General features: G+C 59.0%; 15 protein-coding genes. 9 read left to right on the top strand and 6 right to left on the bottom strand.

Annotated features, from left to right (window positions below):
- Nucleotides 1–56: 56 nt before the first annotated feature.
- Nucleotides 57–1,346, bottom strand: coding sequence for a glutamate-1-semialdehyde 2,1-aminomutase (hemL, locus tag RMR13_RS02690; protein WP_310599097.1), 1,290 nt, complete (start codon nucleotides 1,344–1,346; stop codon nucleotides 57–59).
- Between the two features lie 256 nt (nucleotides 1,347–1,602).
- Between hemL and trxA the strand changes: the two genes are divergently transcribed.
- From trxA to RMR13_RS02675, 3 genes are all read left to right on the top strand, one after another.
- Nucleotides 1,603–1,932, top strand: coding sequence for a thioredoxin (gene trxA, locus RMR13_RS02685; RefSeq protein ID WP_309413596.1), 330 nt, complete (start codon nucleotides 1,603–1,605; stop codon nucleotides 1,930–1,932).
- 70 nt (nucleotides 1,933–2,002) lie between these two features.
- Nucleotides 2,003–2,968: a thioredoxin-disulfide reductase gene (gene trxB, locus RMR13_RS02680; RefSeq protein ID WP_310599096.1), complete on the top strand. Its 966-nt coding sequence runs from the start codon at nucleotides 2,003–2,005 to the stop codon at nucleotides 2,966–2,968.
- A gap of 2 nt (nucleotides 2,969–2,970) precedes the next feature.
- Entirely contained in the window at nucleotides 2,971–3,810 is an 840-nt protein-coding gene (locus tag RMR13_RS02675; protein WP_310599095.1) for an outer membrane protein assembly factor BamD, read from the top strand.
- 57 nt (nucleotides 3,811–3,867) lie between these two features.
- On the opposite strand, the gene RMR13_RS02670 is transcribed toward RMR13_RS02675, so the two are convergent.
- Together RMR13_RS02670 and RMR13_RS02665 are read right to left on the bottom strand one after the other, a co-directional pair.
- Complete coding sequence (locus RMR13_RS02670; protein ID WP_310599094.1) at nucleotides 3,868–4,437, bottom strand: AAA family ATPase; 570 nt, start codon at nucleotides 4,435–4,437, stop codon at nucleotides 3,868–3,870.
- A 31-nt stretch (nucleotides 4,438–4,468) separates the two neighbouring features.
- The gene (locus RMR13_RS02665) at nucleotides 4,469–5,488 is read right to left on the bottom strand and encodes a hypothetical protein (RefSeq protein ID WP_310599093.1); all 1,020 of its coding nucleotides are present in this window, start codon (nucleotides 5,486–5,488) and stop codon (nucleotides 4,469–4,471) included.
- A gap of 159 nt (nucleotides 5,489–5,647) precedes the next feature.
- Here RMR13_RS02665 and larB point away from each other — a divergent pair, with 159 nt between their 5' ends.
- The 5 genes from larB to RMR13_RS02640 all read left to right on the top strand — a co-directional run bounded on the left by larB (nucleotide 5,648) and on the right by RMR13_RS02640 (nucleotide 11,225).
- Nucleotides 5,648–6,403, top strand: a complete 756-nt coding sequence (larB, locus tag RMR13_RS02660; RefSeq protein WP_310599092.1) for a nickel pincer cofactor biosynthesis protein LarB — start codon at nucleotides 5,648–5,650, stop codon at nucleotides 6,401–6,403.
- Nucleotides 6,404–6,572: 169 nt separating this feature from the next.
- Nucleotides 6,573–9,140 (top strand): protein translocase subunit SecD, encoded by a 2,568-nt coding sequence (gene secD / locus RMR13_RS02655; protein WP_310599091.1) that lies wholly within the window; start codon nucleotides 6,573–6,575, stop codon nucleotides 9,138–9,140.
- Nucleotides 9,137–9,880 carry a YkgJ family cysteine cluster protein gene (locus RMR13_RS02650; protein ID WP_310599090.1) on the top strand — a complete coding sequence of 248 codons (744 nt, stop codon included), beginning with the start codon at nucleotides 9,137–9,139 and terminating at the stop codon, nucleotides 9,878–9,880. The genes secD and RMR13_RS02650 overlap by 4 nt, the downstream gene beginning before the upstream one ends.
- Nucleotides 9,873–10,571 carry an HD domain-containing protein gene (locus tag RMR13_RS02645; protein ID WP_310599089.1) on the top strand — a complete coding sequence of 233 codons (699 nt, stop codon included), beginning with the start codon at nucleotides 9,873–9,875 and terminating at the stop codon, nucleotides 10,569–10,571. Before RMR13_RS02650 ends, RMR13_RS02645 begins: the two co-directional genes overlap by 8 nt.
- 24 nt (nucleotides 10,572–10,595) lie before the next feature.
- Nucleotides 10,596–11,225 carry an HAD hydrolase-like protein gene (locus RMR13_RS02640; RefSeq protein WP_310599088.1) on the top strand — a complete coding sequence of 210 codons (630 nt, stop codon included), beginning with the start codon at nucleotides 10,596–10,598 and terminating at the stop codon, nucleotides 11,223–11,225.
- Between the two features lie 17 nt (nucleotides 11,226–11,242).
- Here the strand turns inward: RMR13_RS02640 and RMR13_RS02635 are convergent, their stop codons facing one another.
- The gene (locus tag RMR13_RS02635; RefSeq protein WP_310599087.1) at nucleotides 11,243–11,800 is read right to left on the bottom strand and encodes a DUF4388 domain-containing protein; all 558 of its coding nucleotides are present in this window, start codon (nucleotides 11,798–11,800) and stop codon (nucleotides 11,243–11,245) included.
- A gap of 335 nt (nucleotides 11,801–12,135) precedes the next feature.
- Between RMR13_RS02635 and RMR13_RS02630 the strand changes: the two genes are divergently transcribed.
- Nucleotides 12,136–14,514, top strand: coding sequence for a hypothetical protein (locus RMR13_RS02630; protein ID WP_310599086.1), 2,379 nt, complete (start codon nucleotides 12,136–12,138; stop codon nucleotides 14,512–14,514).
- 16 nt (nucleotides 14,515–14,530) lie between these two features.
- Here RMR13_RS02630 and RMR13_RS02625 read toward each other — a convergent pair whose 3' ends face one another.
- Both RMR13_RS02625 and RMR13_RS02620 read right to left on the bottom strand, forming a co-directional pair.
- Nucleotides 14,531–15,502 carry a KpsF/GutQ family sugar-phosphate isomerase gene (locus RMR13_RS02625; protein WP_310599085.1) on the bottom strand — a complete coding sequence of 324 codons (972 nt, stop codon included), beginning with the start codon at nucleotides 15,500–15,502 and terminating at the stop codon, nucleotides 14,531–14,533.
- Nucleotides 15,499–16,503, bottom strand: coding sequence for a YhdH/YhfP family quinone oxidoreductase (locus tag RMR13_RS02620; RefSeq protein ID WP_310599084.1), 1,005 nt, complete (start codon nucleotides 16,501–16,503; stop codon nucleotides 15,499–15,501). Before RMR13_RS02620 ends, RMR13_RS02625 begins: the two co-directional genes overlap by 4 nt.
- Between the last annotated feature and the right edge of the window lie 19 nt (nucleotides 16,504–16,522).

Here is a 16,522-nt window from a genome sequence, read left to right as displayed (position 1 = left end):
GGCGTGACAGCAGCTACTGGTAGCACGCACCTTCGGCAAACGCAATAATTTTTTAATTAAACCATCAGTTTTTTGAATGACGATTCAGTCATGTCCAGAGCTTTTTGCAAGTGTTGCCGGTCATGTGCGGCCGACACGAACGCGGCCTCGAACTGGGATGGTGCCAGCCAGATTCCGCCGGCGAGCATCTGGCGATAGTGCCGCCCGTACCGGTCGGTATCGGCGCGCAGGGCTGACGTGAAATCGACGACCGGCTCTGCGGTGAAAAAGCAGGTCAGCATCGAGCCAACCCGGTTCAGGATGGTGGGCATCGACGAATTGGCCGCGATTTTCTCCAGCTCGGCGCCAAACCAGGCACTTTTTTCCTCCAACTCCTCGTAGAAACCGGGCCGCCGCACCACCTGGAGCATCGCCAGCCCCGCGGCCATGGCCAGGGGATTGCCGGACAGGGTTCCGGCCTGGTAGACCGGCCCGTCGGGCGCGATCTGCGACATGATCTCCCGTTTGCCGCCATAGGCACCCACCGGCAGGCCGCCGCCGATGATCTTGCCGAGGCAGGTCAGGTCGGGCCTGATGCCGAATCGCTCCTGGGCACCGCCCAGCGCCAATCGGAACCCGGTGATGACCTCGTCGAAAATCAGCACGATGCCGAGTTCGCGGGTCAACTCCCGCAATGCTCGCAGGAAACCCGGCTGGGGCGCCACCACTCCCATGTTGCCGGCCACCGGCTCGACAATCACGCAGGCGATATCCAGGGAGGGATCGCGCAGGGTCTGCTCCAGCACAGCCACATCGTTATAGGGAATGGACAGGGTGTTGCGGACGATATCTTCGGGCACGCCCGGACTTCCGGGGATGCCCAAGGTGATGACGCCCGAACCCGCTTTCACCAGAAAAGAATCGGCATGTCCGTGATAGCAGCCATCGAATTTGACCACCACCTTGCGGCCGGTATAGCCCCGGGCCAGCCGGATCGTGCTCATGGTCGCCTCGGTGCCGGAATTGACAAAGCGGACCATCTCGATTGCGGGCATTGCCGCGCAAACCTGGGCGGCCAGTTCCACCTCCAGCGGCGAGGGTGCGCCGAAACTGGTGCCGTCCAATGCGGTCCGGTGGATTGCCTCCAGCACTTCGGGATGGGCGTGGCCAAGGATCATCGGTCCCCAGGAACCGACAAAATCGAGAAAGGTATTGCCGTCGACGTCGGTGATCGTACATCCCGAGGCCTTGGCCACGAACAATGGATCGCAGCCCACGGAGCGGCAGGCCCGGACCGGCGAGTTGACGCCACCGGGTATCAATGCTTTCGCTTGGGTGAAGAGTCGGGCTGATGTTTCCGTTTTCATTGCAATCTCACGGTTAAAATATGGTCAGTCGGGCCAGCGGTTCGGCTGTCCTTTATAGCACGGCTTTTTTTCCCCTGTCAAAACGAAAACGACCGGAGTGTCAGGCGCCAGCGACCCGGAGAGATCAATTTTTTCTTGTCACCATGGGGTCCGCAAGGTATTATGCCCGACACTGTAAATAATAATTAGATAACCATCGAAAATTTATTACTTTTTACCTAAGCCCTTCCAACGGCTGCTCAAAAGGAGAAAAACGATGGCAAGCGATAAGGTCGTCCATATTTCTGATAGTGAATTTGACAATAGTGTCATCGGGAATGCTCTCCCCTGCCTTGTCGATTTCTGGGCGCCTTGGTGCGGCCCGTGCAAGGCCATCGGCCCGGTGATCGACGAGTTGGCGGCGGAATTCGACGGCAAGGTCGTCGTCGCCAAGATGAACGTGGATGACAACCCCGCCACCCCCGGCCGCTTCGGCATCCGGGCCATTCCCACGCTCATTCTCTTCAAGGGCGGCGAAGTCGTCGACCAGATCACCGGCGCGGTAGGCAAATCGCAACTCCAGGATCTGATCAAGAAAGCCCTTTGATTCCTCATCGTTCCGGCACGGTTTTTTGCATTGCGCGAAAAACCGTGCCTTCTTTTTGGCGGTATCTCCCATGCAGCAGGCACAGTATCAACTGATCATCGTTGGCGGCGGACCGGCGGGTTTGACGGCCGGCCTCTATGCCGCCCGCGGCCGCCTCAAAGTGCTGCTCGTCGAAAAGGGCGCCACCGGCGGCCAGGTGCTGGTTACTGACTGGGTCGACAATTATCCCGGTTTCATCGAGGGGCTGTCGGGATTTGACCTGGTTGACAAAATGACCGCCCATGCCGACCGCTTTGGCCTGGAAAAAAAGTACGCCACCATCGCTTCCCTGGATCTGGCCGGAGAAATCAAATCGGTCACCCTGGAAAACGGCGAAGTGCTCACCGCCTCCACCGTCATTCTCTGCACCGGTGCCCGGCCGCGTAAACTGGACATTCCCGGCGAATACGAATTCACCGGCCGGGGTGTTTCCTACTGTGCCACCTGCGACGGCCCTTTCTACCGCAACCAGGAAATCGCCGTGGTCGGCGGCGGCAACACCGCCATTCAGGATGCCCTGCATCTGACCAAATTTGCCTCGAAAGTCACCGTCATCCATCGGCGGGGCGAACTGCGCGCCACCAAAATCCTGCAGGAAAAGGCTTTCTGCAACCAGAAGATCGATTTTATCTGGAACACCAAGGTAGTCGAAGTCCGGGGAGATAAGACCGGCGTCGACAGCCTGCTGCTCAAGCACCACCGCGGCGACGAATCGGTCATCAAGGTCACCGGCCTGTTCGTGCTGATCGGCATCGCCCCCAACAATGAACTCCTGCACGCCAATTCTCTGCAGACCGATGAAGGCGGCTTCGTCGTCACCGATGAAGAAATGACCACCTCCATTCCCGGCGTCTTTGCCGCGGGCGACATCCGCAGCAAGCGGTCCCGGCAGATCATCAATGCCGCCGGCGAAGGCGCGGTCGCCGAACTCTCGGCCGAGCATTATCTTGGCAACAAAGCCCCGGATACTCCCCTCAACTGCAGCGAAAAGGATTGACCATGTCCCGCAACGCATTGCCCTGCTCCGGCCTGAAGCGCCTCCTGCTCATCTTGCTCGTGGCGACGGCCCTCGCCCAGTACGGCTGCTCGATGTTCAACAAAGTCACCTTTGGGGAAGAAGAGGAAGCGCCGAAATCGAAACCGCCCGAGGAGTTGATCGTCCAGGGCATGGATGCCTACAATACCGGCGACTACGGCGAGGCCATCAAGCTCTTCAAGATCATCCTCGACGAGCATCCCTTCAGCCCCCAGGCCATGCTGGCCGAACTGAAATCCGCCGACGCCCACTACTACAACAAGCAGTACGCCGAAGCCAAGGTCCTGTACAAATCCTTCGAGGAACGTCATCCCACCAACGAAGCCATTCCCTATGTTTTGTTCCAGATCGGGATGTGCGACTACAGCCGCTCCGACCGTATCGATCGGGATATTGCCGGGCCGCAGGAGGCGATCAAGTCCTTCACCCGCCTGATCAACGCCTACCCCCAATCGCCCTACGCCAAGGAAGCGAAGACCAGGATCAAGGACGCCAAGGAATTTCTCGTTAACCACGAATACATGGTGGCTGTCTTTTATGTTCGGACCGCGCGCTACGACGAAGCCAAGCACCGGCTCAAATATCTCTTGGCCAGGTATCCCGATTCGGACCTGGCCCCCAAGGCGAAGGAGCTGCTTGCCTCCCTGGAAGCGGGCAACAAGCCGACCTGGGGCATGAACCGCTGGCTGCCAGAATTCATGACCCAGGCGCCGTCGGATCGACAGGAAGCGAAAGACGCCAAGAAAGCGGCGATAGAAGCCGGCGAAGCGGCAGCGAATGCGCCGGAGGAATACACCCCGTAAATCGCGGTCGTGCCCGACTGCGGTCCGCCGCATGGACGAACGAACAGCCGCAGCCGGTCAGCTTGACGGCCCGGTACCGCCGCCGAGTTGGGCCGTCAGCCACTGCAGCAGGGCTTCCACCGGCTGTTCGGTGTCCACAAGCAGGCAATCGCCTTCACCCGCTTGCGCTTCAGGCAGTTCGAACGTTTGCCGCTGGTGCTCATAAATCTCCCAGCGGCCGTCGGAAACCGCTTCCGGATCCTGGGCTCGTCGCGACAAGCGTCGCCGCACCTCATCTTCGCCGCAACGGCAGAACAGAAACATGCACCTCACCCCGGCCGCCCTGGCCACGGCTCTGACCCGATCCCGATCCGCACGCCTGGCATACGAGCCATCCAGCACCACCACATGTTTGCCGGAGGCGAAATCCCCGCTCGCCTTATCGAGCATGGCCCGATAGGTCTGCGCGGTGAACGCCTGGCTGTAAATCCCGCGGCCCACCGCATCCGGCCGCTTGTCTTCGGGCCGCAGCCCCGCCAACTCCTTGCGGATCCGGTCGGTATTGTAGTAGGGGGCATGGTGCCGACCGGCCCAGGCCTGGCCCAGGGTCGACTTACCCGAGGCAGTCATGCCAAAGAAGACCATCATGTTTTTGCCGGCAAGGAGCGGCCCCGGTTGGCTATCGGCAGGCGGCATATCGCTGGGCCAGTCGGAAGTATTTGGCGGCCTGCTCGACACTGGCGGTCCGGACCGCGGGATCGACCGCCGAATCCGCAGCGGTGAACAGCCCGATCTTGCCCCGGACATAGGCCCGATAGCACTTGTAGAAATTGAGCATGGCCTGCAGACCGCGATCGGCGGTCGCCTGGACGAAACGGTCAACGAAACGGCCGGCCAGCTCATCCAGTCCGTGGAACTCCAGATCCATCACCAGAAAGGCCACGTCGCTGGCCACATCGCAGTAGCGGAAGCGCTGATTGAATTCGATGCAGTCGTAGATATGGACCCGGTCGGCCAGGCAGATATTGGCGGAATACAAATCGCCATGGCAGTCGCGAATGAAGCCGCCGTCGATCCGCTGCTGAAACATCGCCTCGTTTTCGAGAAAACCGCGGGCAAAATCGGCTATCGCCTCGTACTGCGGGCGGTCTAGTGCCCCTTGGCCGATGAAGGTTTGGGTTTGATCGAAATTTTCCAGGACATTGACCGCCACGGCGGCCGCGGTGCCGAACCGGGCGATTTCCTGTCCGTTTTCCGCCCGTCGATAGAAATCGGCCAGCACGGTAACCAGGGCGTCGATGTGGGAGGCCTGCAACTGCCCGGCGCGAATCAACTGCGCCATCATCCGCTCTTCCGGCATGCGCGCCATCTTGACCCCGTACTCCACCACCGGGCCGGAACCGTTCAAGGCAAAGCCGCCGTCCGGCTCGGCGGTGACCGTCACCATGCCGAGATAAATTTCAGGGCACAGCCGGCGATTGAGCAGGATTTCCTGCTCGCAGCAGACCCGGCGCTTGTCGAGATCCGAAAAATCGAGAAAACCGAAATTCACCGGCTTCTTGAATTTATAGACATAGTGACCAGCCAGAATCACCGAAGATATGTGGGTTTGTACCAATTTGACATCCACAGCGGGATGATCGTAGCGGTCGGGGTGTAAAAGCACCCGCAGAAAAGGGGGCAAATGGTCGTTGGCCATGGGTCGGATTCTCCTGCTGACTGGGCAGCTTCCATTGATAAGGTACGGGGATAAGACACGCGGTCGGCACTCTAACAGAACGGGCTGACAGCGTAAACTGTTTACGCGGAGGCCGGAGCGTGGTAGAGTCCTGCGCGCAAGCGCAAGGAGTGATTTTTCATGAATGAACAACTGCTTACCACCTTATTGCAGCAGGTCGGCAGCGGCGAGGTCGACGTCGCGGAGGCCCTGCGGCGACTCCGCCATTGGCCGGTCGAGGTCCTGGAATCGGCCAGGATCGACCACCATCGGCCCCTCAGAACCGGCCAACCCGAAGCGGTCTTCGGCGCGACCAAGACGACCGCCCAGTTGATCGAGATTCTGGGCGCCATGCTGGCCACCCCGACCGTGGTACTGGCGACGCGGGTGGTTCCGGAAAAGGCCGAGCACATCCTCGCCTGCCTGCCTCAACTGACCTACCATCCTACAGCCCGCATTCTAACCGGCAACGACCGTCACATTCCGGCCGGCAACGGCCGGGGGACGGTGGTGATCGTCACCGCCGGCACCTCGGATCTGCCGGTGGCGGAAGAGGCGCGGATTACCTTGCAATGGTTCGGCCATGAGGTGGCGACCATTTACGACGCGGGGGTGGCAGGCATCCATCGCATCTTGGCCCATTCGGATCTGCTCCAGCAGGGGCGGGCGATCATCGTTGTCGCCGGCATGGAAGGCGCCTTGCCCTCGGTGGTCGCCGGATTGACCGCCTCGCCGGTGATCGGCGTGCCAACCAGTATTGGATACGGGGCCGGGGCCGGAGGATATGCCGCCCTGCTCGGCATGCTCAACAGCTGTTCGCCCGGCCTGGCGGTGGTCAATATCGACAACGGCTTCGGCGCGGCCTGCATGGCGGCGGCCATCAACCGGACAGCTTGATCTGCGGACCGATCGCTACCCGCATTGTCCCCGCCGCTTTTGCCGCCCCGCCTTTTACCGCAAAAAAGCACCCCGGCATTGCAGGAAGCGGGGTATCGACGTATAATCGCTCCATTTTAACAATTGGAGCCCCGCTCTTTCTTCTTGTTCAGCCAAAGGAACATAGTCAATGAATTCCACCATAAAGCTTAAAATCGGGCTTGTGATTCTCCTTTTGATCTTTTCCGGCCTGGCCCTCACCCCCTCCCTGTATCACGGCCTGCCCGACTGGTGGAAAAAATATCTCGCGCCTGCGGGTCTCAAACTGGGGCTGGATCTCCAGGGCGGCATGCATATCGTCCTGCAGGTCGACCTGGAAAAGGCCGCTGAAAACTCCCTTGATCTTTCGGCCTCGGATTTCAAGGCCGCGCTGGCGGAAAAGAACATCAACGCGGTCCGGATGGACAGCGGCAATCCAAAATCGGTCCTGTTCACCCTGCCCAACATCGGTGCCATCGACACCGTCAAGCAGATCCTAAGCGAGCGATTTCCCAATCTCGACAGCCAGATCCAGGCCGAGGCCGGCTCGTTCCCGCGCATCACCCTGCAGCTCAAGGACAGCGAAGTCGACTTCATCAGGAAAAATTCGGTCAATCAGTCGCTGGAAATCATCCGCAACCGCATCGACCAGTTCGGCGTTGCCGAGCCGATCGTGCTGCGCCAGGGTGAGAATCAGATTGTCGTGCAACTTCCGGGCGTCAAAGATCCCCAGCGGGCCATGGACCTGATCGGCCAGACCGCGCAGCTCGAATTCAAGCTGGTGGCCGAAGCGCCGGGACTCAACCTGCCGCAACTCATCGACGAGGTGATCAAGGCAGGGCAATGGCGCGAGGGCGAGAGCCGCAAACGGCTCAATCTGGCCCTGCAGAACCGGTTGCCCCAGGGCAGCGAAATCTATTTTGAAAAGACCGTCGATCAGAAAACCAAGAAGGAATCCAGAATTCCCATTCTGCTGGAAACCCCGGTTTTGATGACCGGTGAGATGGTGAAAAATGCCCAGGTCCGCATTGGCGGCAACTTTAACGAGCCCTATGTCAGCCTGGACCTGACTTCGCGCGGCGGCCAGGTCTTTGCCGCCATTACCGAAAAAAGCGTGGGCAGGCGCCTGGCCATCGTGCTGGACGACATAGTCCGCTCGGCGCCGGTGATCCGGGAGAAAATCCTGGGCGGCAGCGCCCAGATTTCGGGCAGCTTCACCCACAACGAAGCCACTGACCTGGCAATCGTCCTGCGCGTCGGCGCCCTGCCTGCCCCGGTCGACATCGTCCAAAACCTGACGGTCGGCGCCAGCCTCGGCCAGGATTCCATCAACAAGGGGATTTATTCCGGCCTGTTCGGCACCTTGTTGGTCGTGGTGTTCATGGCCATTTATTACCGTCTTTCCGGGGTGATCGCCAATGCGGCCATGGTTCTGAACATCATGCTGCTGTTCGTCGGCCTGGCCCTTCTGGGCGCGACCCTTACCCTGCCCGGCATCGCCGGCATCATCCTTTCCATCGGTATGGCCGTGGACGCCAACGTCCTGGTGTACGAACGAATGCGCGATGAATTCGCCTTGGGCAAATCGCTCAGGGCCGGGGTGGATGCCGGCTTCAACCGGGCCTTCTGGAGTATCGTCGACGGCCATGTCACCACCCTCATCACGGCCCTGGCGCTCTTTTTGTTCGGCACCGGCCCCATCAAAGGGTTCGCCATCACCCTAACCCTGGGCCTGATCCTCAACCTTTTCGCGGTGCTGTTCTGCTGCCGGCTGGTTTACGACGTCCTGTTCAGCTACAAATTGCTCAAGCGACTTCGGTTCTTCCACCTGGTGCACAACGCGCATTTCGATTTCATGGGGGTCAGAAAAATCGCCTTCACGCTTTCCGCCGCAGCCGCTCTGCTGGGGGTTGTCGCTTTTGTCCAGATTGTTCGCGGCAACGCCAACATGGGGGTGGATTTCTCCGGCGGTGCCCTGCTCCAGTACCATGCGCAGAAACCTTTTGCCCTCGACGAGGTCCGCGCCGCCCTGACCAACAGCGGCCATCCGGGACTTGAGCTGCAGGAAGTGACGGGAGAGAACCGCCTGATCGTCAAGATCAAGAAATCAGAACAAAAGGTCGGCAATTTCAGCGACCAGATCACGGAAGTTTTGCACAAGGAGCAGGCCGACAAAGGGTTCAGCCTGGAAAGCAAATCGGAGATTGGCGCCTCGACCTCGGCTGACTTGCGCAGCAAGGCGGTCATCTCGATCGTCATCTCCATGATCGGGGTCATGATCTACCTGGCGCTTCGCTTCGATTTCCGTTTCGGGATCGCGGCGGCGATCGCCACCCTCCACGACGTGCTCGCGGTGTTGGGCATCATCTGGCTGCTCGACAAGGAAATGACCCTGTTGATCATCACCGCCCTGCTGACCCTGGCCGGCTATTCCCTGAACGACACGGTGGTCATCTTCGACCGCATCAGGGAAAATCAACAGAAAGACCCGGACCTCAGCCTCTACGAGATTATCAACAATTCCATCAACCAGGTGTTGGCCCGCTCGATCATCACGGTTCTGACCGTGCTGTTCACGGTTCTATCCCTGTTCTTTCTCGGCGGCTCGGCCATCCACGATTTCTCGTTTGCCCTGCTGATCGGTCTGTTGGCGGGCAGCTTCTCCTCCATCTTCGTTGCCAGCCCGCTGCTATCCGTTAAATGGGGGCGCACGGCATGACATCGCCAGCCCTGCCCGAGCATTTTCAGCCCGCCAGCGCGGAACAGGAGTTGGTCTTTGCCTGTTATCCGGGGGTTTCCTGCTTCACCCAATGCTGCCGCGAATTGGATTTAGCCTTGACCCCGTACGACGTGTTGCGCCTGAAGCGACGACTGGCGCTTTCCTCCGGACAATTTCTCGACCGATACGTCATTGTCGAATGGGATGAGGGATGCATTCTGCCCACCTGCTATCTCACCATGGTGGATGACGGCCGGGCCTCCTGCGTCTTTGTCGGCGACCAAGGATGCGCGGTGTACGACGACCGACCCGGGAGTTGCCGAGCCTATCCGGTGGGCCGGGGAGCGGCCAGAGGCGGTGACGGCATGGCGGTGGAGTCGCTGGTGCTGCTGCACGAGCCGCATTGCCGGGGTTTTGCGGAAGCGACAGGCGGGCAGACGGTGTGCGTCTACCTGCGCAGCCAGGGATTGGAGTCCTACAACCGGTTCAACGACGCCCTGCTGCCGCTGGTGCAGCATCCCGCCATCCAAGCCGGGGCCTTCAGACCATCGCGGCAGCAGCTTGACCAGTACATCCTGGCCCTGTATGACCTGGATCAGTTCAGAGGGGAGATGGCCAGCGGCCGCGTGAGCTTGCAGGGTCCGTTAAATCCGGTGGAGATGGCCGGGTTGACCAGCGACGATGAACAACTGCTGCTGCTCGGCCTCCGTTGGCTGAGGCAGGAATGGTTTGGTGAATAGCCCTCAGGCCGCGGCCACTGCATCGCCGACGGTTGCCGATCTCCTTGCCTCCGATCTTCTTCAACGGCTGCGGACGATCGGCCATTCCTTTTGCATTGCCGAAGGCGGCTCCCATGGCCCCGACCACAGCGAACGGGTGCTGCACACCGCCCTGACCATTGGCGAGCGGATGGGAGCCCGGCTCGACATTCTCGCACCGGCCGCGCTGTTGCACGACATCGGCCGCAGAGAAGAAAGCCGGAGCCGGGGCCGGATTTGCCACGCCCGGCGCGGTGCCGAGCTGGCGGCGCCTTTGTTGCGCGAATTGGCCTATGGGCAAGCGGAGATAGAAGCCATCTGCCATTGCATTGGCAGCCACCGTTTCCGCGGCGCAATGCAGCCCGCCACCTTGGAAGCAAAAATTCTCTACGATGCCGACAAGCTCGATTCCATCGGCGCGGTCGGCATCGGCCGGGCCTTTCTCTTTGCCGGCCAGATCGGCGCCCGGCTGCACAACCCGGAGCTGGACCCGGCCGCGACGTCGTCCTATTCGCTCGAGGATACCGCCTACCGTGAATTCCGCATCAAGATGTCGAGGGTCCGAACCCGGATGCTGACCTCGGTGGGCCGGGACATGGCCGAACAACGGCATGCCTTCATGCAAATTTTTTTCGATCAACTCACCTGGGAAACCAACGGCATCCTGCCTTGATTCCCGCCAATTCGCGGACCGCCCATGCTCAAACTTGTCGTTTTCGATTGCGACGGCGTCATGTTCAGTTCCCGGGAGTCGAACCGGCATTACTACAATGACCTGCTCGCCGCTTTTTCCTGCCCGCCGATGGACGAGGAAGAACTCAATTACGTCCACATCCACAACGTGCGCAATTCGGTCGCCCATATCTTTCGCAAGCACGGCCACATCGACCCGAAATCGATCGAAGCCCACCGCCTCGGTCTCGATTACGCCCCCTACCTGCGTTTCATGGCCATGGAACCCGATTTGCTCCGGTTCCTGACGCTCATCAAGCCGGCCTACCGGACCGCGATCTCCACTAACCGAACCGACACCATGGAAATCATTCTCGACACCTTTGCCCTGCGCCCCTGGTTCGAATTGGTGGTGACCGCCCTTAACGCGCCGCGTCCCAAACCGGCTCCGGACGGATTGCTCATGATCCTGGACCATTTTCAAGTCTGCCCGGAAGAGACCATTTACATCGGCGATTCGGTAATCGATCAGGAACACTGCGCCGGCGCCGGGGTCGATTTGATCGCCTTCAGAAACCGGGCACTGGATGCCCGCTACCATGTGGATGATTTCATGAGCATTGCCAAGCTGCCTCCTTTTCGGGCCAACGGCTAGGCAGCGGCGGGAAGGGCTTATTCACCCTCGTCGAGCCGGCGCAGGCCTTCCATGAGGATCATCATGAAATCGCCGATCTCCCGTGTCTTCATCAGGGCGTCCGGCAGGCCGGGGAGGAAATGGAAGGTGCCTTTTTTCTGGGACAACATGGCGTAGACGGCTTCCTGATTGTCGAAATCCTCATAGCGGGCCGCCAGCAGCCCTCCTTCCCGGAAGGTGACCCGGGCGGAACCGTTATCGAATTCCAAAATGAGCCGGCCGGTTTTTTGATGCATGTGGAAAACCTGCAGCAGCTCAGCCGGGGCTATGGCTTCAAGACGCCCACTGATCACCGACTCCGTTTTTTCGCTCAGAGCTTCGCCATGTTTGCCCACGTTGCTTGCAACCGCTTTATCCGTCAGGCGGAATTTAATCAGCCCCGTGCATCCGCCACAGGTGTACACCATATCGCGTTGTTCGATAAAACCGGTGGGTGCGTGCGGCAGGAGATTGAAAAGCAGCCCGGTCAGTTCTCGCACCAAAAGAAGGCAGGAGGGACGGCCCAGCGGCAACTCGACCGCTTTGTCGGTCAGCACAAAGCACTCCTCCTGAACATAGAAGGGGCAATTTCTGACGTGGATTATTTCAAATGCGGCGCGGAAAGACTTCATCGGACTCAATATGTTTGTGATGACGTTACGTTGGGTAGTGTACACGGAATGCTTCCCGGCTCAAAGGAATCTTCGCCGGAGCGATAGCATCTTGACTTTTTCGCTTCCTGGACAAAGCTGGCTTGTTTCCCCCAACGCAATGCTTTACAATCAAACGATAATGCCCGCTGGGCCGATGCGGCACATTTTTCTTTCCGCATCGACCGACGAACTTGCCCGGCAGCTGGCATGGCAACCGCATACCTCACAGGTTACATTTTATGGCCACGGGCTCACAGCAGGTCACTGAAGACTACGAACAACTCAAGGAACTCCTTGAGTTGTATCCTAATATTGCAATCGTCGGAACCGAAGGTCATCCTCCCGACAGTTACGAAATTGAATACACCCTGCGCGGCTATGTCAAGGAGGACGATGTTTCTATTGGCATCGGACAAACCCATCGGATACGGCTCAATCTTCCCTTTGGCTACCCCCACTTTGCCCCGATCGCCAAACCCCTGACCCCTGTTTTCCATCCCGATTTCGACCCGGCCGCTATCCGCTTGGCCGATTATTGGCAGCGGAACCCGTCCTTGCCCGAACTGGTGCTCCATATCGGCGAGATGATCTGCGGCAGCATCTACAATCTCGAAGATCCGTTCAATCAGGAAGCTGCGGAATGGTATAGGCACCACCAGGCGCAGCTTCCTCTTGATACCGTCACCATTGCTGATATCGAGGCAACCACTTCGGACCTGGATATACTGGAAGATGGCGACCTGGGCTCCCTTGGCCTGGAGAGAAGAGATGTTCCCGTCTCTCAGCCATTGGCCGCTCAATTTGAAGACAGCGCGGACACTCAATACATTCGCGACCTTATAAACGAAAACAAAATTTTCGCCGCCAACAGGCTGCTGGCCGAGTTGCCTGCGAATGCACATATTTCCGACCGCGAGGAATTGCAACAGCACATTGGCAAGGTACTTCGCAAAGTCGATCAGTTATTTAAACTGGCGGAACAGCTGGAGTCGATGGCCAAGCTGACCGAGGCCATGGAGGTGGCGGACAACATCAAAGCCCTTGCCGCCGACGCCCCGGGTGCCGACGCGCTCAAAAGAAAGATTCAGCAGGCCCTGCAAGCGGCGCCAGCCGCACCGGGCAAATCGGGAAAGCAGACGGAGGGCAAGCCGCCAGCAGCGGCAGCGCCGCCGCTTCCCACAAAAATAGCAGGTAAATCACTAACCTGGATCGGATCCGTTTCTTTCAAGCCCATTGCCGTGGCCATCGTGGTTCTGGCCACAGCGATCCTGACCATCACTCTGTATTTCAAGGATCAAAAGACCCTCAACCAGGCGCAGGCCAGCTTGCGCGAAGGGCAACTGTTGGTTGAAAAAAGGCAGTTCGAACAAGCTCTGGAAACCCTGGAGGGAGCAAAGGGCATGCTCTCAGGTCTGACCATCCTTCGTGTGCGCAAAGATACGCAGGAACAAGCCATAGACAGCCTGATTTCTTCCACTGAGTTACAGGAAGGTTTGAAGGGTCGGGTCTTGTATCAAGGGGAATACATCCCGGCCAGTGTCGCCGCATCCCTGGATGAATTGGGCCGACTGACCGATCAGGCGCAAGCGCTTGCCGGGCAGAACAAAATCGAACAGGCCCTTCCGCTCTACCGGCAGGCCCTGAAATTCGCAACCGATCGCAATCTGAGCAAACAGCAGGCGTCGATCAGCGAGATCGTTCAATCGCTTGAATTGCGGCACACCCTTGCCGCTGCCGAAAAAGCAGAACAAGGCAAGAACTGGGACGAGGCGGCAGACGCCTACCGCAAGGCCCTGAATCTTTCCGGCAAAATGATGAATCTGGGCACGACCAGCGACATTACCAGCAGAATGACCGCGGCCACCTTCCGCCATGAGCTTGACCAGTCCAAAAAGGCATTTACCCAATCGCAGTGGAAAGAAACCATCAAGTATCTCGAGCAGGCGCAGCAAGCCATCGACGCCAATCCCAGTGTTGTCAGCGAAAAGGAGCGGCAGGATCTTCACCTGCTGCTGGTCAATTCCCGCCTCTATTTCATGCTGTCCACGGCTCGGGAGGCGTACGAACAAAAAAATTGGCCCCAGGCCATCGAGGAGTATCAAAGCGCTCTCAATTTATTGACCAGTGAGCCGGAGAGCACGGGAAGCCTGCGCGGTGAGTCTGTGGGCAAGATTGAAAAGACCCTTTTGATGGTCAAGATTGCGCAGATCCAAGATCAGATCCTCGCTGCGGAAGGCAAGGAAGATCCGTCATTAGTTCTTAATCGCTACAAGGAAATCCACCGCCTGATCAAGGAAAGCGCCCACCAGAGCGACTCTGCGGTCAAGGGCGTCGCCCAGAAAGTCGCCGAGAAAATCGAAAAACAGCAGGAAGCGCTGCTCCAACGCGATAAGATCGCCTGGCTGGAAGAGCATTTTGAAGAGATCTTTCGCGCCAATTACCCGACTTTCAAAGGCTCCAGGCTTTCGCAACCCAAAGCCGCTTTCTCGAAAAAAATAGGCTCGCGGTTGGTCTTTACCCTGACCTGTATGGAGCGGAGTCCGGGCAGTGCGTCAAAATTGGAATTGAATTACCAATTCGATACCTCCAACGGTCGATGGTCGGTCTATAACTACTGAGCGGACGTTTCCTCTCTTAGATCAAAAACCTGAACTCTCCTTTGCCCAGCAGGTCGTGAAGGTGCAGTATGCCTTCCATGTGACCGCCCTCATCGGCCACCGCGAGCACCGTTATCTCGTGCCGCTGCATGATGCTCAGGGCATCGGCGGCCATCAAAGAGCTGGGAATGGCCACCGGATCGGCCTTCATCCCTTCCTCAAGCGCCATCTCTCGGATGTTTTTCCCGGATGACAGCATCCTACGGATATCGCCATCGGTGATGATGCCCAGAAGCTTTTTGTTGGCGTCGCAAATAAATACCGCTCCCAGATTTTTTCGGTTCAACTCGGCAACGGCGTCCGCCAGGGTGTACGTACTGTCGACGATCGGCACCTCTTCACCTGTCAGCATCACCTCGCGCACAGCGACCTTCAGGCGTTCCCCCAGGCTCCCTCCGGGATGGTTTCGCCGAAAATCTTCCGCCCGGAACTGCTTTCTGTCCAACAAGGCCACAGCCAGGGCATCGCCCAATGCCAAGGTGGCCGTCGTCGAGGTCGTGGGGGCAAGACCGAGCGGACACGCCTCGCGCGGCACCGCGACGTTCAACGTCACCACCGCGTGCTGGGCCAGGTTTGATTGCAGCCTGCCGCACAGGGCAATGATTGGAACATTGCGCTCCTTCAGACTGCTGAGCAACCCGTTCAGTTCGGCGGTTTCACCGGAATAGGAAATAGCCAGCACCACATCGGTCGAAGCAACCATGCCGAGGTCGCCATGAAGGGCTTCCACCGGGTGAAGAAAGACCGAGGGAGTACCGGTGGAATTGAGCGTTGCCGAAATTTTTTGCCCGACCAGCCCCGATTTGCCGATGCCCGTCACCACCAGGCGACTCGGGCAGGCCATAATGAGATCGACCGCCTTTTCAAATTCCCTGCCGAGATTGTCGCGCACCGCCAGGATGCCTGCGGATTCGATCGACAGCACTTCTTTTGCCAGCTTGACGCTCACACCGCCTCCTCCAGGTCAACGACCCATCGTCCCTTGCTCTGGCCGGCCAGCATCGCATCGATGGCGGCCCCAAGATCGCCGAGCCGTACCGTACGGCAGATCGGCGCCAGATCGAGTTTCCATTCATCTGCTAGTTTATCCCAAATGTGCAGCCGCTTGGCCATGGGGCAGTTGGCCGAATACACCCCGATGAGGTGAATGCCCCGCAGGATAAACGGATAAACCGTCAAGGGCAGGTCGCCGGAGGCGGCGTTGCCGCAGCAGGTGACGACGCCATCGAACGCTGCCCCTTTCACCGCCACGGATAGTGGCATGCCGCCCAAGGTGTCGATGGCGCCTGCCCAACGCGCGGGCAGCAACTGTTTTTCGCTCTCCGCCAAAAATTCCTGTCGATCAAGGACCTTGGTTGCCCCTATGGCAAGCAATGCCGCATGTTCTGCTTGCTTGCCCGTGACCGCGATTATCTGGTATCCCAGCTTGTGCAGCAGCATGAGTGCGACCGTGCCCACCCCGCCCGTGGCGCCGGTCACCAGGATGGGGCCCTTATCCGGGCCTATGCCGTGCTGTTCCAGGTGCAGCAGACACTGGGCAGCGGTGAAGCCGGCGGTTCCGAACCGCATGCTTTCCAAAAGCGACAACCCCCTGGGCTTGCGCACAAGCCAGCTTGCCGGAACCCTGATGTACTGGCCGAAGCCGCCGGCGGTGTTCATCCCCAAATCGTATCCGCTGCACAGCACTTCGTCATTCGCTTGCCATGCAGGATCGGTCGAATGGACGACATGACCAGCGGCGTCGATTCCCGGAGTGTGCGGATAGTGTTTGGTCACACCGCGGTTGCCGCTGGCGGAAAGGGCGTCCTTATAATTGAGCGACGAGTACCTCACCTGGATAAGGACTTCACCGGGGGGCAATTCAGCCGTCGATTTACGGACAATCTCATGTCGAAAGCCCTGGTTGCCGCCATCGGTGGCAACCAGGGCGTAAAACTCTCTCTCTTTCATGGCAGGGGAAAAGACCGCA

Origin of the sequence: Desulfobulbus sp., from assembly GCF_031547805.1 — a bacterium.
Lineage (GTDB): Bacteria > Desulfobacterota > Desulfobulbia > Desulfobulbales > Desulfobulbaceae > Desulfobulbus.
Note: the sequence above shows the minus strand (reverse complement) of the source record. Positions and strands in the feature narration are given on the sequence as shown.

What these genes read in the sequence shown, in the direction of transcription:
- hemL (WP_310599097.1), bottom strand. Translation starts at nt 1,346, where the DNA reads ATGAAAACGGAAACATCAGCCCGACTCTTCACCCAAGCGAAAGCATTG.
- trxA (WP_309413596.1), top strand. Translation starts at nt 1,603, where the DNA reads ATGGCAAGCGATAAGGTCGTCCATATTTCTGATAGTGAATTTGACAAT.
- trxB (WP_310599096.1), top strand. Translation starts at nt 2,003, where the DNA reads ATGCAGCAGGCACAGTATCAACTGATCATCGTTGGCGGCGGACCGGCG.
- RMR13_RS02675 (WP_310599095.1), top strand. Translation starts at nt 2,971, where the DNA reads ATGTCCCGCAACGCATTGCCCTGCTCCGGCCTGAAGCGCCTCCTGCTC.
- RMR13_RS02670 (WP_310599094.1), bottom strand. Translation starts at nt 4,437, where the DNA reads ATGATGGTCTTCTTTGGCATGACTGCCTCGGGTAAGTCGACCCTGGGC.
- RMR13_RS02665 (WP_310599093.1), bottom strand. Translation starts at nt 5,488, where the DNA reads ATGGCCAACGACCATTTGCCCCCTTTTCTGCGGGTGCTTTTACACCCC.
- larB (WP_310599092.1), top strand. Translation starts at nt 5,648, where the DNA reads ATGAATGAACAACTGCTTACCACCTTATTGCAGCAGGTCGGCAGCGGC.
- secD (WP_310599091.1), top strand. Translation starts at nt 6,573, where the DNA reads ATGAATTCCACCATAAAGCTTAAAATCGGGCTTGTGATTCTCCTTTTG.
- RMR13_RS02650 (WP_310599090.1), top strand. Translation starts at nt 9,137, where the DNA reads ATGACATCGCCAGCCCTGCCCGAGCATTTTCAGCCCGCCAGCGCGGAA.
- RMR13_RS02640 (WP_310599088.1), top strand. Translation starts at nt 10,596, where the DNA reads ATGCTCAAACTTGTCGTTTTCGATTGCGACGGCGTCATGTTCAGTTCC.
- RMR13_RS02630 (WP_310599086.1), top strand. Translation starts at nt 12,136, where the DNA reads ATGGCCACGGGCTCACAGCAGGTCACTGAAGACTACGAACAACTCAAG.
- RMR13_RS02620 (WP_310599084.1), bottom strand. Translation starts at nt 16,503, where the DNA reads ATGAAAGAGAGAGAGTTTTACGCCCTGGTTGCCACCGATGGCGGCAAC.